Consider the following 12,998-nt stretch of genomic DNA (forward strand, 5'->3'; position numbering starts at 1 on the left):
GCTATAACAATTTCTGTTCCACCTCTTTCCAATTGTTTACCCGTTCATAATCAGTGATTAAAAGGTTATGTGGGGATGAGAAAAGTAATTTTCTACCGTTAAATTCGGCGAAATTTTTAATGCGATCGTCAATTAAAATATCCACATTCACTATTTTATGTCCGCAAAAGATAATATTCTGCCATCCAATAAATGGAAAATGGTCTGCTAACCATTCATATTTATCTTGAAGAGAATTAGGGAATTCCATGGCTGCAGAAACAATGAAGATATCATACTTTTCTTGAAGTTTTTGTAAAACCTCAATGCTGTTGGGCATGACAGCGAGATCTCTAAAAAAGCCCTTTTCATTGATATAATCCCATAATTTCATTTTAATATTTTCGGGAACATGGTGGTAGACTTCATTTCCCGGATGAATTTGAAGGTCGAGGGGAATACCATAATCACGGTTATAAAGACTAATAAATTTGGATATTGGATCGGCAATAACTTCGTCCATATCCACTGCAATTCGGAGTTTTCTTTCAGACATGTCTCAAAAATAGCGAAATCCATTTTTTAAATGTTATTTTTTTAATATCTTTGCATCCCCGCAGAATAGACTCCGGGAATATGTTGAATACATAAAACTTGAAAAATGGCAACTAAAATCAGATTGCAAAGATTCGGTAAGAAGGGAAAACCTTTTTATCACGTAGTGGTAGCAGACGCTCGTGCTCCAAGAGATGGTAAATTCATCGAAAGATTAGGTTCTTACAATCCAAACACAAATCCGGCTACAATTGAAATTAATTTCGAAAAAGCATTGGATTGGGTAAACAAAGGAGCTCAGCCAACAGATACTTGTCGTGCGATACTTTCATACAAAGGTATTTTATACAAGAAGCATCTTGAAGGTGGTGTTAAAAAAGGTGCCCTTACTCCAGAACAAGCTGAAGCTAAATTTGCTCAGTGGTTAGAAGGAAAAACAGGCAAGATTGAAGGAAAGAAAGAAAACCTTAAAAATTCAAAAGAAGAAGCTAAGAAAGCAACTTTGCTAGCTGAAGCTAAGAAGAAGGAAGAAATTGCAGCAGCAATTGTTGCAAAAAACACTCCTGCTCCAGAAGTGGAAGAAACTGTAGCTGAAGAAGCTCCAGAGGCTGAAGTTTCTGCTGAAGTTGAAGCATCTGCAGAGGAAGTTGACGCACCAGTAGCTGAAGAAGCTGCTCCTGCTGAAGAAGCTGTTCCAGAAGCTGAAGCAACTGAAGAAGCTCCATCTGACGAAAAGGCAGAGTAATTCAAAAGAATTATATTAATAACGTCATTGCCGATGTACCCTAAAGTTTTCTAATAGAAAGCAATTAAAGGCACATTAGCAATGACGTTCTTGTTTTAAAAAAATGAAGATTGAGGACTGTTTTTATATAGGCTACATCACCAAAACCAAGGGTTTAAAGGGTGAGGTTCAGGTTTATTTTGAATATGATGAACCCGCAGATCTTCCTCTTGATTCCGTTTTTGCAGAGATTAATGGCAAATTAGTCCCATTTTTTATTTCATCCTATAAACTTCAGAATAACCAGACTGGAAATTTTTATTTTGATGATATTGATACGATTGAGAAGGCGGAAACACTCATTCGTAAAAAGCTTTATCTTCCCAATAAATTGAAGCCTGTTAGAGATGAAGATGAATTCTTAATTACTGACCTTAAGGGTTTTATTGTTCACGATCAAACAGTTGGTGAGCTTGGTGAAATTATTGAAATTCATGAGTACCCACAGCAATTTGTGGCTGTTGTTCCCTATAAATTTAAGGAAATCATGTTTCCATTAAATGATGATCTCATTGTTGAAATTGATGAGGAAAATGGAACTCTTAAAGTTAACCTTCCAGAGGGCTTAATTGATCTTTATTTAGAGTCTTAATTTTTAATTAATTTTCTATTTTTATAGAGAATTATGAATCCGAATATTACTTCCCTTCACGAAATCGCCAATAAACCGAACAGAAAAATTATTGGATTAATGTCTGGGACCTCCTTTGATGGCTTAGATATTGCTCTTTGTGAATTCAGGGATAGCGGATTAGAGACTCAGGTTAAGGTTTTAAACTTTTCAAGTGAGACTTACCCATCCGACTTTAAAGAAGATCTTAAATCGATTTTCGCTAAGCAAAATGTTGATTTTGAGAAGCTTACCATTTTAAATGCTTTTATAGGAAAATATTATGCAGAGCTTATTCTCAAGAACTTAAGTGATTGGGGAATTGCTGTAAATGAAATTGATCTGATTGCTAGTCACGGTCAAACCGTTTTTCATGCGCCTAAACATCAGCGTGCAGCAGATTCCTATCCCAATGCAACGCTTCAAATAGGCGATGGTGATCATATTGCCGTGGCTACAGGGATAATTACTATTAGTGATTTTAGGCAAAAGCATGTGGCTGTAGGTTGTGAAGGTGCCCCACTTTCGGTTTATGGTGATTATTTACTTTTTTCGAGTGCCGAAGAAAATCGAATTATGCTTAATATAGGAGGAATTTCCAATTTCACCTTTCTTCCTGCTAAGCATTCAACTGATTTTTTCTCCTCGGATGTTGGTCCCGGGAATACCCTCATGGATCAGTTTGTACAGCAGCATTATCCCGGTAAATATTTTGATGAAGATGCTAGAATTGCCTCTTCCGGAACTGTAAATCCTGAACTGCTAGATTCTCTATTTTCTCATGATTTCTTCAAATCGGATTATCCCAAGACTACTGGTCCGGAGCTTTTTAGTCTAGCTTATTTAAGCAATGCAATTAGCAAAACCGGCTTGGAAAAGCTTTCAAATGAAGATATTCTGGCCACTTTAGCCGCTTTTACAGCTAAGAGTATAGTAGATGCGGTTAGATCAAGTGTAGGATCAAAAGGAGCTTATGAAATTTATATCAGTGGCGGTGGGATGCACAATCCTTTACTGTTACACCTGATTGAAGAGCAATTGGGTAAAAAACTTAAATTTAGTTCTGATTTGGGTATTGCTCCCGATGCTAAGGAGGCGGTTCTCTTTGCTTTATTAGGAAATGAAGCTGTTGCAGGTGGCCATACAAATTTTGGCGCCCATCCTGGCGTTCCCTCTATTTCGATGGGGAAGATTAGTTTTCCTCGCTAATAAGGCGGCTAAAGGAACATTAATAAATTGAAGCAACTGCTCTAATCAAGCAAAATCCTTTTTACGGCGGTCTTTATTGTGAAAGCAATGTGTATTAAACACATAAAGAACATTGTTTCATTTGCCCTTCCTAAATAATTTTCAACATTTTGAGAGTAAAAATTTAAAAAATGTAAAATTTATTTGGATTTTGTGTCAAATAAACTTTACATTTAGTAAAATAAAATTGATATGAAAAATTCATTATTAATTCCGGGCAAATACAAGGTAATTGGCTGGATAATTTTTATTCTATCTGCATGCTTAGGCATAGCGACTTTATATTGGGAATATAAGATTCCAGGATTTGCTTTGCCGTTTAAGGTTCCAGGATTATTTGCCGATTATAACCTTACCAATGAATTGGCTTTAGCTGGAGTGGTTATTGGTTTGATGATGATTTCATTTGCCAAAGAGAAAATGGAGGATGAATACCTTACTTTGATACGATTAAAATGCTGGCAATGGTCTGTTTTGATCAGTTTCGGGGTATTGTTTATTCTTAATTTTGTGTTTTATGGCACTACGTTTTATAGTTTTTTAGTCTATAATATGTTTACTGTACCATTAATTTTCATTGTAAAATTCAATTTTAGCTTGCATTTACTGAGGAGAGAGAGGACAGAAGATGAAAAATAATTTGCGCATTCAAAGAGCCATTCTGGATATCACACAGGCAGAGCTTGCTGAAAAAATACAAGTTTCGCGTCAAACTATAAATACAATTGAGTCTGGAAAATATGTTCCATCAACTGTTTTAGCATTAAAAATGGCTAAGGTGTTTGCCGTGTCAGTTGATGAGATTTTTTCTCTTGAAGAAGGGGACTAAGAATAATCTAGATTAGCTTGATGCTATTCAATGTATTTAATCTCCGTTCTCAATTTCCAATTCTCCTGCCTATCTTTGTAGAATGCGTTTCGATATCATCACCGTCTTACCCGATTTATTGGAGAGTCCTTTTGCACACTCTATTTTGCAACGTGCTCAAAAAAAGGGACTTGCAGCGATTTTTGTCCATAATCTAAGAGATTATTCCACCAATAAGCAGAAATCGGTAGATGATTATCAGTATGGCGGAGGAAGTGGAATGGTGATGGGAATTGAGCCCTTTGCCAATTGTATTGAAAAATTAATGGCTGAGCGCGATTATGATGAAGTTATTTTTATGACTCCTGATGGAAAGACTTTGAATCAAAGTATGGCCAATGAGTTATCGAGTAAAGAAAATATCATGATATTGGCTGGGCATTATAAAGGTATTGATCAGCGTATCCGAGATATTTTCGTTAGTAGGGAAATTTCAATTGGGGACTATGTTCTTTCGGGTGGTGAATTACCCGCAGCGGTTTTGGTTGATAGTATTGTTCGATTATTACCTGGTGTTTTGAATGATGAAACTTCGGCATTATCAGATTCATTTCAAGGAGAATTACTTGATGCACCAGTATATACCCGTCCGGCGGACTGGCGAGGGCATAAGGTACCCGATATCTTGCTTAGTGGCCATGAGGCAGCTATCAATGAATGGAGGCATGAACAAGCCTTAGAAAGAACAAAGCAAAGACGCCCAGATCTTTTGGAATAATTATAAAAAAACAGTTTTAAATAAATTAAAAAAGCGAAAATGTGGAAAAACCTTGTTTGTGTAAAAAATTTTTCCTAATATTGCAGTCCGATTTTTACGGGCTAAAAATCGATTTAAGAGCTTAAAATCATGGATTTAGTAAAATTTGTTGAAGAGCAGGCAGTAGTAAAAAAGCAAGTTCCTGCATTCAAAGCCGGTGATACGGTTAGTGTTCACTATAAAATTCGCGAAGGAAATAAAGAACGTATCCAAATTTATCAGGGTGTTGTTATTCAGCGTAATAGTGTAGGTGTAAATGAGACTTTTACAGTACGTAAAATGTCGAATGGAGTTGGTGTAGAGCGTATATTTCCAGTAAATTCACCGAATATCGAAAAGATCGAAGTAAATAGCTATGGTAAAGTTCGTAGAGCGAAACTATTCTATCTACGTGCATTAACTGGTAAGGCTGCTCGTATTAAATCAAAAAGAGTATAATTAAACTATAAAATTTTCCGCCTCCTAGATTTTTCTAGGAGGTTTTTTTGTTTAAAAGCATTCGTAAGTTCTTTTTCATAGGATTAATCCTATATAAATTGGTTATTTTAAGGTCTAATTTGAGTTAATATTCTTTTAAAAGATGGTAAACGCTGAATTTTTTGCTCAACAATTTTTAGGAAATAGCATTCAAAACTATTGCATTTTTGCGGCTATACTTCTGTTTGGTTTGTTATTTAAGCGTATTTTTTCGAGGCTTTTAAGCAGACTTATGTTTCGCTTGTTTATGCGAATCCAAACAGGTGCAGATCCTAAAATCTTTATAGATCTTTTGATGCGGCCAGTTGAAGTGCTTATACTTTTTGTGGTAGTATATTTAGCTATCAATCAATTAGACTATCCACTCCAAGAGGTCATATTTAGGAGAAGTACCTTGGTAAACTCCTTACCATCCGTATTTGAAATCACTCTGATTGAAATAATCGACAATGTATTTTTATTTCTCTTTATCGTTTCTTCTTTTTGGATATTTTTAAGAATTATTGATTTCATCGCTTATGTATTTGAATACAAAGCAACTTTCTCTGAATCAAAAACCGATAGTCAGATGGTACCTTTTATTAAGGAACTATCCAAGATATTAACTATTGTTTTTGCTGTATTTGTGATCTTAGGTGCCGTTTTTAAGTTAAATGTGGCCACTATTATTGCTGGTTTAGGAATTGGGGGTATTGCAGTTGCATTGGCAGCTCAAGATACGCTACAAAACTTGCTTGGCTCGTTTACCATTTTTGCTGATAAACCATTTGTTGTGGGCGATCTTGTTCGAATCGACAAATTTGAAGGCACAATTGAAAAAGTTGGTTTTAGAAGTACCCTCATTCGAACGCTCGACAAAACATTGGTTGTTATTCCCAATAAGAAAATGGTTGATAGTCCGCTAGAAAATTTGAGCCTCAGAAACCTCAGAAGAATGAAGTTTAATATTGGATTGAAATATGAAACTCCAGTGGACACGATGAAAAAAATTTCGACTGAGATTCAAAATTTTGTAAACAATCATCCTGCTACTAGTCCGGATACCCTTGTTAGCTTCGACTCCTTTGGCGAATCGTCACTAAACATACAAGTACTCTATTTTATTGAGATCGTTGATTACAACGAATATATGCACATCAGGGAGGATATTAATTATCGCATAATGCAGATTGTGACAGAAAATGGAGCAGGATTTGCTTTCCCTTCTCAAACGGTTTATAATGAATATATTGGAACAAAGGCAGAGTAATATTTATTAATTCTATAGTCCCATTTTCGAGGCATAAAAAAAGCCGGTTTTTAAACCGGCTTTATAATTTTAATTAATCTTTCTTTTTTGAAGATTTTTTAGTTTTTCCTTTATCTGAACAGCAGTCCATTTTACAATCTTTTCCCATTTTACATTCCATTTTCTCACCTTTTTGTGACTTAGTTTTAGGCTCTTGAGCGCTAAGTGTTAAAGTTGCAGCAAAGAATGCAATTGCTAAAAATCCGCTTAATTTTTTCATCGTATTTATTTTTATGGTTTATTTAAATGTGCTAGTACAGTAATTCCACCTTTAACGGTATCACCCAGTCCAACTTTGATATCTGTACCTAAAGGTAAGAAAAGATCTACTCTCGACCCAAATTTAATGAATCCAAATTCTTCACCTTGAATTGACTCTTGCCCTTCTTTTGAATAGCAAACAATCCTTCTAGCTAGGGCTCCTGCTATTTGACGAAATAATACCGAAACGCCTGATTTGTTTTCTATTACAATCGTGGTTCTTTCGTTTTCGGTAGATGATTTCGGATTCCAAGCAAATAAAAACTTGCCTGGATGATATTTGTAATATTTTACGATGCCTGAGATTGGATTTCTATTAATATGAACATTAATAGGCGACATAAAAACCGAAACTTGAATTCGCTTTTCTTTAAGAAACTCAGTTTCTTCAGTTTCTTCGATCACAACTACTTTTCCGTCTGCCGGACAGATAACATGGTCGTCATTTCGGGTTACGTTAATTGCCGGACTTCTAAAAAATTGAAGAATGATTACGAATAGTGCAAATGAAAGGATATAAATGGTCCAAATAAACCATGTTGTATCTGGTAGAAGGTATTGTACAACTGCATTTAGTACAAAAACAAATAGAATGCAGAGCGCTATGGATGTGTATCCTTCTTTATGAATGGTCATTATTTATTAATTAAATTTCTGCAAAAGTACAAAATTGAATTAAACTGTTTGTTGGCTTTTGAATAATTACGATTTAACAGCTTTGTAAATATCTTTCAAGTTTCTTCCTAAACCTTTATAATCTAAGCCATAGCCAACAACAAATTCATCTGGGATTTCAAAACCAACATAAGTAATCTCATCAAGCTCAACCTTTAAAGAATTGGGTTTTAACAAGAGTGAGCATACGTTTACAGAGGCAGGCATTTGTTTTTCAACCATTTTCAGGAGATATTCAAGTGTTTTTCCACTGTCTACAATATCTTCTACAATAATTACATCTCTATCTTTTAAAGACATTTGCAAACCAATTTCTTCTTTGATTTTTCCGCTACTTTTATCGCCTTCATAAGACGAAACCTTCACAAAAGTAATCTCAGAAGATATGTCAATCTCTTTGATTAAATCTGCAAGGAAAATAAAACTACCATTTAATACACCAAGAAATACGGGGATTTTATCCTCAAAATCAATATTTAGCTGTATTGCCAATAAACGAATTCGCTTCTTAATTTGCTCATATTCAAACAAAAGTTCAAAGTGTTTATCATCAATTTCTATTTTCATGCTTATTTTATTAAATTATTGTTTTCTATCGGGTGGTTTCCGCTCAATTTTTCTTTGTTCTCTTTTTTCCTTCCGACTTGGTAATATGGTATTTATGCTGGTATCTTTTGGTATAGTTTTAACTTTTGAATTTTGTTTGAGCTGAAGACTATCAATTTTCCTGATTATTGATAGTTGTTGTAAGACTAGATCATCTTCTTCAAAATCGCTATTTTTCAATAAGCTGTCAACAACTAATGAGTCGGTTGCTAATCCCGATCGTAAACTTTCTCGTAAACGTACTGAATAGAAACCATAATTTGTACTGTCGGGAGCAGTCATGCCACGTTTGGCCATAATTCCGCCAATAAAATTAAAGTAAGATGCTAAACTCGATCTTAAACTCCCATCTCCTTCAAAGCGATATAATCCTGATTTGGGTTTTGGAACGATGCTAGCGAGGAAGATACTTTCTCCAATATTAAGTTCAGAGGGGTGTTTACTAAAATAGTAGCGAGCTGCTTCACCGATGCCATAAACATTCCTCCCCCATTCAATTAGATTAAGATAGGTTTCAAACATTCGTTGTTTACTAGACAAGCGGCCATTTTCCATGATCCATACGATTAGAATTTCTTCAATCTTTCGGGATAGTGTTTTTTGTCTATTTAAGAACACATTTTTTACTAATTGCATCGAAATGGTACTGCCCCCTCTTTTGAATGCCTTTTCCTTAAAGTTAGTAGCAATAGATTTTCTAATCGATTCTTCCACAAAGCCATTGTGGCTATAAAAAGAAGGATCTTCGGCCGTTAATAGTGCATTTTTTAGATAAGGAGAGATTTGATCAATAGGTGTAAAATTTGGGTTTTCGGGACCGATGATTATATCCCGCATCGGCTTTCCATATTCAAAGGGAGTATAAACAAAGTCCCCATTAATTTTTTGCAGATTTGTTTTACCCCATTTTTGAACTTTGAAGCCATTATTCTTCAATCTTGAGTTAAAAATCACATCATCTGCTTTTTCAGAATCCAAATAAAAATCCAGGCTATATTGTAGTTTTCCAGCTACTTGCATACCTTCCAGTGATTCAAATAAACCTTGTGGGAATGAATTAAAAATCTGCTGAGCATCTAGTTCATCGGTACGTATTTTTAATTCATAAATTTTGTTGGGAGAAAGAGTGTATTTTATAAAAGGGTGAATATCAACATCTTTTAAGTGAATGGTTGAAGCACTGTCAATGGAAACGAAATTTTCACCGATAAGCATTTCGGCATCCATAGAAGCACGTTCAATAATCACATCTGCAGCTGATATTCTGGGATGTTTTACCAGCATATTTTTCACCTCGAAGAGTCCGCTAATTTTCAACTCATCCCCGCTTTTTTTAAGTCCCCTCATTTCGGTCCTTGCTGTATCAAAGTTCAGTTTTAAACCGAACTTTTTCTCCAGATATGGTAATTCAACCTTTTTATTGTCAGCAAAGAGCATCAAATCTAGTTGTTTATCATCCGGATCTACACTGCCTTCAATATGCCAAGTAGATTCATTTCCATTAATTTTTATGGTTGATTTTACTTCACCTCCATCAATTTTTGCATTTGTGGTATTAATATCAACTAGGTTTGAATCGTCTTGAAGTTTAATTCTAAAGTCCCTGATATCCATATCATCAGGAATTTTATAAAGCATCTCATTAATCAGATTGTTGGCAAATTTGGCTAAATCCAGATCCGATTTAGCACTTGTACTATCTGTTTTTGATTTGCGGAAAAGAAAGTCATAATTACTTATAGAATCTTTTTTTACTAGGTTAATTATACCCCTGTCTAGGTTTATTTCTGCCAGTTTAATATCTCCAAAGAGAAGGGGGAATAATTTAACGCCAATTTTGAAGTTTTCAATTTTCGCTAAACTATCTCGATCTTGAGGAACGGCTGTAATATTTTTAAATTGTACGCTACTGAGGCCTACAAAAGTGGCACTTTCAATTTTTAGCTCTAGATTATAATCTCTATCTGCTTTATTAATCACTCTTTTTATAGCTGCATTTAATAGAGCTTCACGTTTTGCATAGGCAATTCCACCGGCAATAAGTATAATTGCAAGTAAGCTAATTAATGAGATTTTGGCAATTTTTAAATATTTCTCGGGTATCTCCATGTAATTTAACCTCCAATAAAGAAAGATAACGCTTTTAAACAAACAATGGTTTCAGCTTGATAAGTAATTGCTGGTCAGTCCACTGTAAAAACCTAAATCTACTGCAAATAAGCTAGCTACTTTTAGTAAATTTGGAGGTAAACTTAATCAAAAATATTATCTCCTTAATATTCAAAAATGATCACGCAGGAACAGATATATAATGCACTTCGTCATGTTGAGGATCCCGATTTAAAAAAGGATCTTGTTAGTTTAAACATGATTGAAGATTTAAAGATTGATGGACTTAAAATCAGCTTTTCGGTCGTTTTAACCACGCCGGCTTGTCCGATGAAAGCCATGCTCGAAAATGCATGCCGTAATGCAATACTTCATTTTGTAAATAAGGATGCAGATTTAAGCATCAATATGACTTCTAGGGTGAGTAGCAGGCCAGAGGGATCATTAGCTGGAATTAAGAATATTATTTTAGTGTCTTCGGGTAAGGGCGGTGTTGGGAAATCAACTGTAGCAGTTAATTTGGCTTTGGGACTTGCTAAAAAGGGTGCTAGTGTTGGATTAATTGATGCTGATGTGTATGGTCCGTCGATACCCATGATGTTCGGATTAGAGAATGCTCGGCCTAATTCATCGCAGGCGGAAGATGGAAAAGTAAGAATTGAGCCTATTGAGAAATATGGAATAAAATTATTGTCGATCGGCTTTTTCACCGACCCTAACCAACCTGTGCCATGGCGTGGCCCAATGGTATCAACGGCAGTGAAACAGTTGTTTAATGATGCTGATTGGGGGGAAATTGACTATTTGGTGGTGGATCTTCCACCGGGAACAGGAGACATTCATATCACGGTTGCTCAAGGGTTTCCAATAACTGGAGCAGTAATTGTGACTACACCTCAAAATGTAGCTCTTGCGGATGCTCGTAAAGGAGTTGGAATGTTTTTAATGGATTCGATTAATATTCCATTGCTTGGAGTTGTTGAAAACATGTCTTATTTCACGCCTGCGGAGCTCCCTGATAATAAGTATTATATTTTTGGCCAAAATGGCGGAAAAGCACTTGCTAAACAGTTTGATGCACCATTTTTAGGTGAGATACCTTTGGTGAAAAGCATTAGCGATGCGGGTGATGGAGGTAAGCCAATCATATTAGAGGAGAATAGCGTGATGGCGAAGGCATTTATGGATATTGCTGAACGTGTGGCGCAGCAAGTAGCAATTTTAAATGCCGTTAAATAGCATTTTTTAAAAATTTCGTATCTTTATAAAAAGAAAAAACATGGATTTGTTGCAAAGAGTAGAGAATGCCTTAGACACTATCCGTCCATATTTGGAAGCTGATGGTGGAAATGTATCTATAGAGGAGATTACGTCTGATAATATTGTACGTCTTCGTTTATTAGGTTCATGTGGCTCTTGTCCGATGAGTATTATGACTCTCAAGGCTGGAATTGAGCAGGCAATAAAGCGTGCAGTTCCTGAAATTGAAGCAGTTGAGGCAATAAATCTGACTGATATAGATGATCCTGAAGCGGTCTTGCCTGAGCGATTGAAGTAATTTTACAGTATAATTTTAATATTGCTTTTTCAATTTAACACAATTTAACACCATACGCTTACGATTTTAGTAAATTTGAGCATGCGAAACTGTCTATTTTTTCTTCTTATGTTTTGTACTTTTTCCGGCTTTGCGCAGGTAAGAGATAAAAAGCTCGTGCAGTTTTCGGGGGTGATTATGAACCGTGACAGTAATACGGTTGTTCCTTATGTAACCATTGCTAATGTTACTGGTAGAGATCAATATTTCTCAGCAAATTATAAGGGATATTTCTCCTTTGTGGCTAATGAAGGTGATACTTTACTTTTTACCGCTGTTGGGTATAGAAAAGAGGGGGTTGTTATACCTGTAGGGCTTTCTGATAATAAATACACCATTTTAATGAAAATGAAGCAGGAGGTGATTAACCTTCCTGGTGTAAGGGTTTATCCTTGGGCAAGTACTGATGAGTTCAAAAAGGAATTTATGACGATGAAATTTGCTGATGATGACTTAGAAATTGCTAAAAAGAACGTTTCGCGTGAGAGTTTAGCATCCATGATTGCCAGCTTACCTAGAGATGGAGGAGAGATGCAAAGCTTTAATTTTCAGAATAATCATAATAGGTTAACTAGCCGAAATTTCAATCAACGCTTAGCAAATCCATTGCTTAATCCTTTCGCTTGGGGAGCATTTATTGAGCAGATTATTCAGGGGGATAAGAGTAGAGGGCAGTAGTTGGTAGAAGGAATAAGGAGCAAAGAGTAAGGACAAAAGGCTTGAGTAAACAGCATGGGTGACGCTAGCCTGACAAGGGCTAACTGACAACTCTTGTCTGAGTAAGGAATAAGGAGCAAAGAGTAAGGACAAAAGGCTTGAGTAAACAGCATGGGTGTCGCTAGTCTGACAACGGCTAACTGACAACTCTTAACTGAGTAAGGAATAAGGAGCAAAGAGTAAGGACAAAAGGCTTTGGAGTATCTTAGATGTTATTAGTCTAACCATCTAAATTGTCTGAACCATGATTTATTTGATTAATGTGATTTTGGAGATGCTAATTTGATTTCCCAAACAATTAGGAGCAAAGATTAAGGATAGGGTGTAGGATTTCAGATGTCGCTAGCCTGACAACGGCTAACTGACAACTCTTGTCTGAGTAAAGAGTAAGGACAAAAGGCTTTGGAGTATTTTAGATGTTATTAGTCTAACCATCTAAATTGTCTGAACCATGATTTATTTGATTA

16 protein-coding genes are annotated in these 12,998 nt (G+C 35.6%); 11 read left to right on the plus strand and 5 right to left on the minus strand.

From position 1 onward, the window contains the following. Position 1 precedes the first annotated feature (1 nt). Entirely contained in the window at positions 2-535 is a 534-nt protein-coding gene (locus tag QZ136_RS01950; RefSeq protein WP_291399737.1) for a 5'(3')-deoxyribonucleotidase, read from the minus strand. A gap of 105 nt (positions 536-640) precedes the next feature. Here QZ136_RS01950 and QZ136_RS01955 point away from each other — a divergent pair, with 105 nt between their 5' ends. The 8 genes from QZ136_RS01955 to QZ136_RS01990 all read left to right on the plus strand — a co-directional run bounded on the left by QZ136_RS01955 (position 641) and on the right by QZ136_RS01990 (position 6,527). Further along, positions 641-1,279 carry a 30S ribosomal protein S16 gene (locus QZ136_RS01955; RefSeq protein WP_291399739.1) on the plus strand — a complete coding sequence of 213 codons (639 nt, stop codon included), beginning with the start codon at positions 641-643 and terminating at the stop codon, positions 1,277-1,279. A gap of 103 nt (positions 1,280-1,382) precedes the next feature. Then, a complete protein-coding gene (gene rimM, locus QZ136_RS01960; RefSeq protein WP_291399740.1) occupies positions 1,383-1,910 on the plus strand; it encodes a ribosome maturation factor RimM in 528 nt (175 codons plus the stop codon). A gap of 33 nt (positions 1,911-1,943) precedes the next feature. Further along, on the plus strand, positions 1,944-3,137 hold the full coding sequence (locus QZ136_RS01965) for an anhydro-N-acetylmuramic acid kinase (RefSeq protein WP_291399743.1): 1,194 nt from the start codon (positions 1,944-1,946) through the stop codon (positions 3,135-3,137). A 231-nt stretch (positions 3,138-3,368) separates the two neighbouring features. Continuing rightward, positions 3,369-3,815 (plus strand): hypothetical protein, encoded by a 447-nt coding sequence (locus QZ136_RS01970; protein WP_291399744.1) that lies wholly within the window; start codon positions 3,369-3,371, stop codon positions 3,813-3,815. After that, positions 3,805-4,005: a helix-turn-helix transcriptional regulator gene (locus QZ136_RS01975; RefSeq protein ID WP_291399746.1), complete on the plus strand. Its 201-nt coding sequence runs from the start codon at positions 3,805-3,807 to the stop codon at positions 4,003-4,005. Before QZ136_RS01970 ends, QZ136_RS01975 begins: the two co-directional genes overlap by 11 nt. Before the next feature lie 82 nt (positions 4,006-4,087). Then, positions 4,088-4,762, plus strand: a complete 675-nt coding sequence (gene trmD, locus QZ136_RS01980; protein WP_291399748.1) for a tRNA (guanosine(37)-N1)-methyltransferase TrmD — start codon at positions 4,088-4,090, stop codon at positions 4,760-4,762. Between the two features lie 129 nt (positions 4,763-4,891). Continuing rightward, on the plus strand, positions 4,892-5,239 hold the full coding sequence (rplS, locus tag QZ136_RS01985; protein ID WP_363244639.1) for a 50S ribosomal protein L19: 348 nt from the start codon (positions 4,892-4,894) through the stop codon (positions 5,237-5,239). A 142-nt stretch (positions 5,240-5,381) separates the two neighbouring features. Further along, entirely contained in the window at positions 5,382-6,527 is a 1,146-nt protein-coding gene (locus QZ136_RS01990) for a mechanosensitive ion channel family protein (RefSeq protein WP_291399750.1), read from the plus strand. Positions 6,528-6,600: 73 nt separating this feature from the next. On the opposite strand, the gene QZ136_RS01995 is transcribed toward QZ136_RS01990, so the two are convergent. The 4 genes from QZ136_RS01995 to QZ136_RS02010 form a co-directional block, all read right to left on the minus strand. Beyond that, entirely contained in the window at positions 6,601-6,786 is a 186-nt protein-coding gene (locus QZ136_RS01995) for a hypothetical protein (protein ID WP_291399752.1), read from the minus strand. Positions 6,787-6,797: 11 nt separating this feature from the next. Then, a complete protein-coding gene (locus QZ136_RS02000) occupies positions 6,798-7,463 on the minus strand; it encodes a phosphatidylserine decarboxylase family protein (protein WP_291399754.1) in 666 nt (221 codons plus the stop codon). 66 nt (positions 7,464-7,529) lie between these two features. Beyond that, complete coding sequence (gene hpt, locus QZ136_RS02005; RefSeq protein ID WP_291399756.1) at positions 7,530-8,069, minus strand: hypoxanthine phosphoribosyltransferase; 540 nt, start codon at positions 8,067-8,069, stop codon at positions 7,530-7,532. A gap of 15 nt (positions 8,070-8,084) precedes the next feature. Further along, positions 8,085-10,217, minus strand: a complete 2,133-nt coding sequence (locus QZ136_RS02010; RefSeq protein ID WP_291399758.1) for a transglycosylase domain-containing protein — start codon at positions 10,215-10,217, stop codon at positions 8,085-8,087. Between the two features lie 177 nt (positions 10,218-10,394). Here QZ136_RS02010 and QZ136_RS02015 point away from each other — a divergent pair, with 177 nt between their 5' ends. From QZ136_RS02015 to QZ136_RS02025, 3 genes are all read left to right on the plus strand, one after another. Continuing rightward, positions 10,395-11,456 (plus strand): Mrp/NBP35 family ATP-binding protein, encoded by a 1,062-nt coding sequence (locus QZ136_RS02015; RefSeq protein WP_291399760.1) that lies wholly within the window; start codon positions 10,395-10,397, stop codon positions 11,454-11,456. Between the two features lie 40 nt (positions 11,457-11,496). Further along, positions 11,497-11,775 (plus strand): NifU family protein, encoded by a 279-nt coding sequence (locus tag QZ136_RS02020; protein ID WP_291399762.1) that lies wholly within the window; start codon positions 11,497-11,499, stop codon positions 11,773-11,775. Positions 11,776-11,856: 81 nt separating this feature from the next. Beyond that, positions 11,857-12,492, plus strand: coding sequence for a hypothetical protein (locus QZ136_RS02025; protein ID WP_291399764.1), 636 nt, complete (start codon positions 11,857-11,859; stop codon positions 12,490-12,492). The last annotated feature ends 506 nt before the right edge of the window (positions 12,493-12,998 follow it).

The organism is Daejeonella sp. (assembly GCF_017495225.1).
GTDB lineage: Bacteria > Bacteroidota > Bacteroidia > Sphingobacteriales > Sphingobacteriaceae > Daejeonella.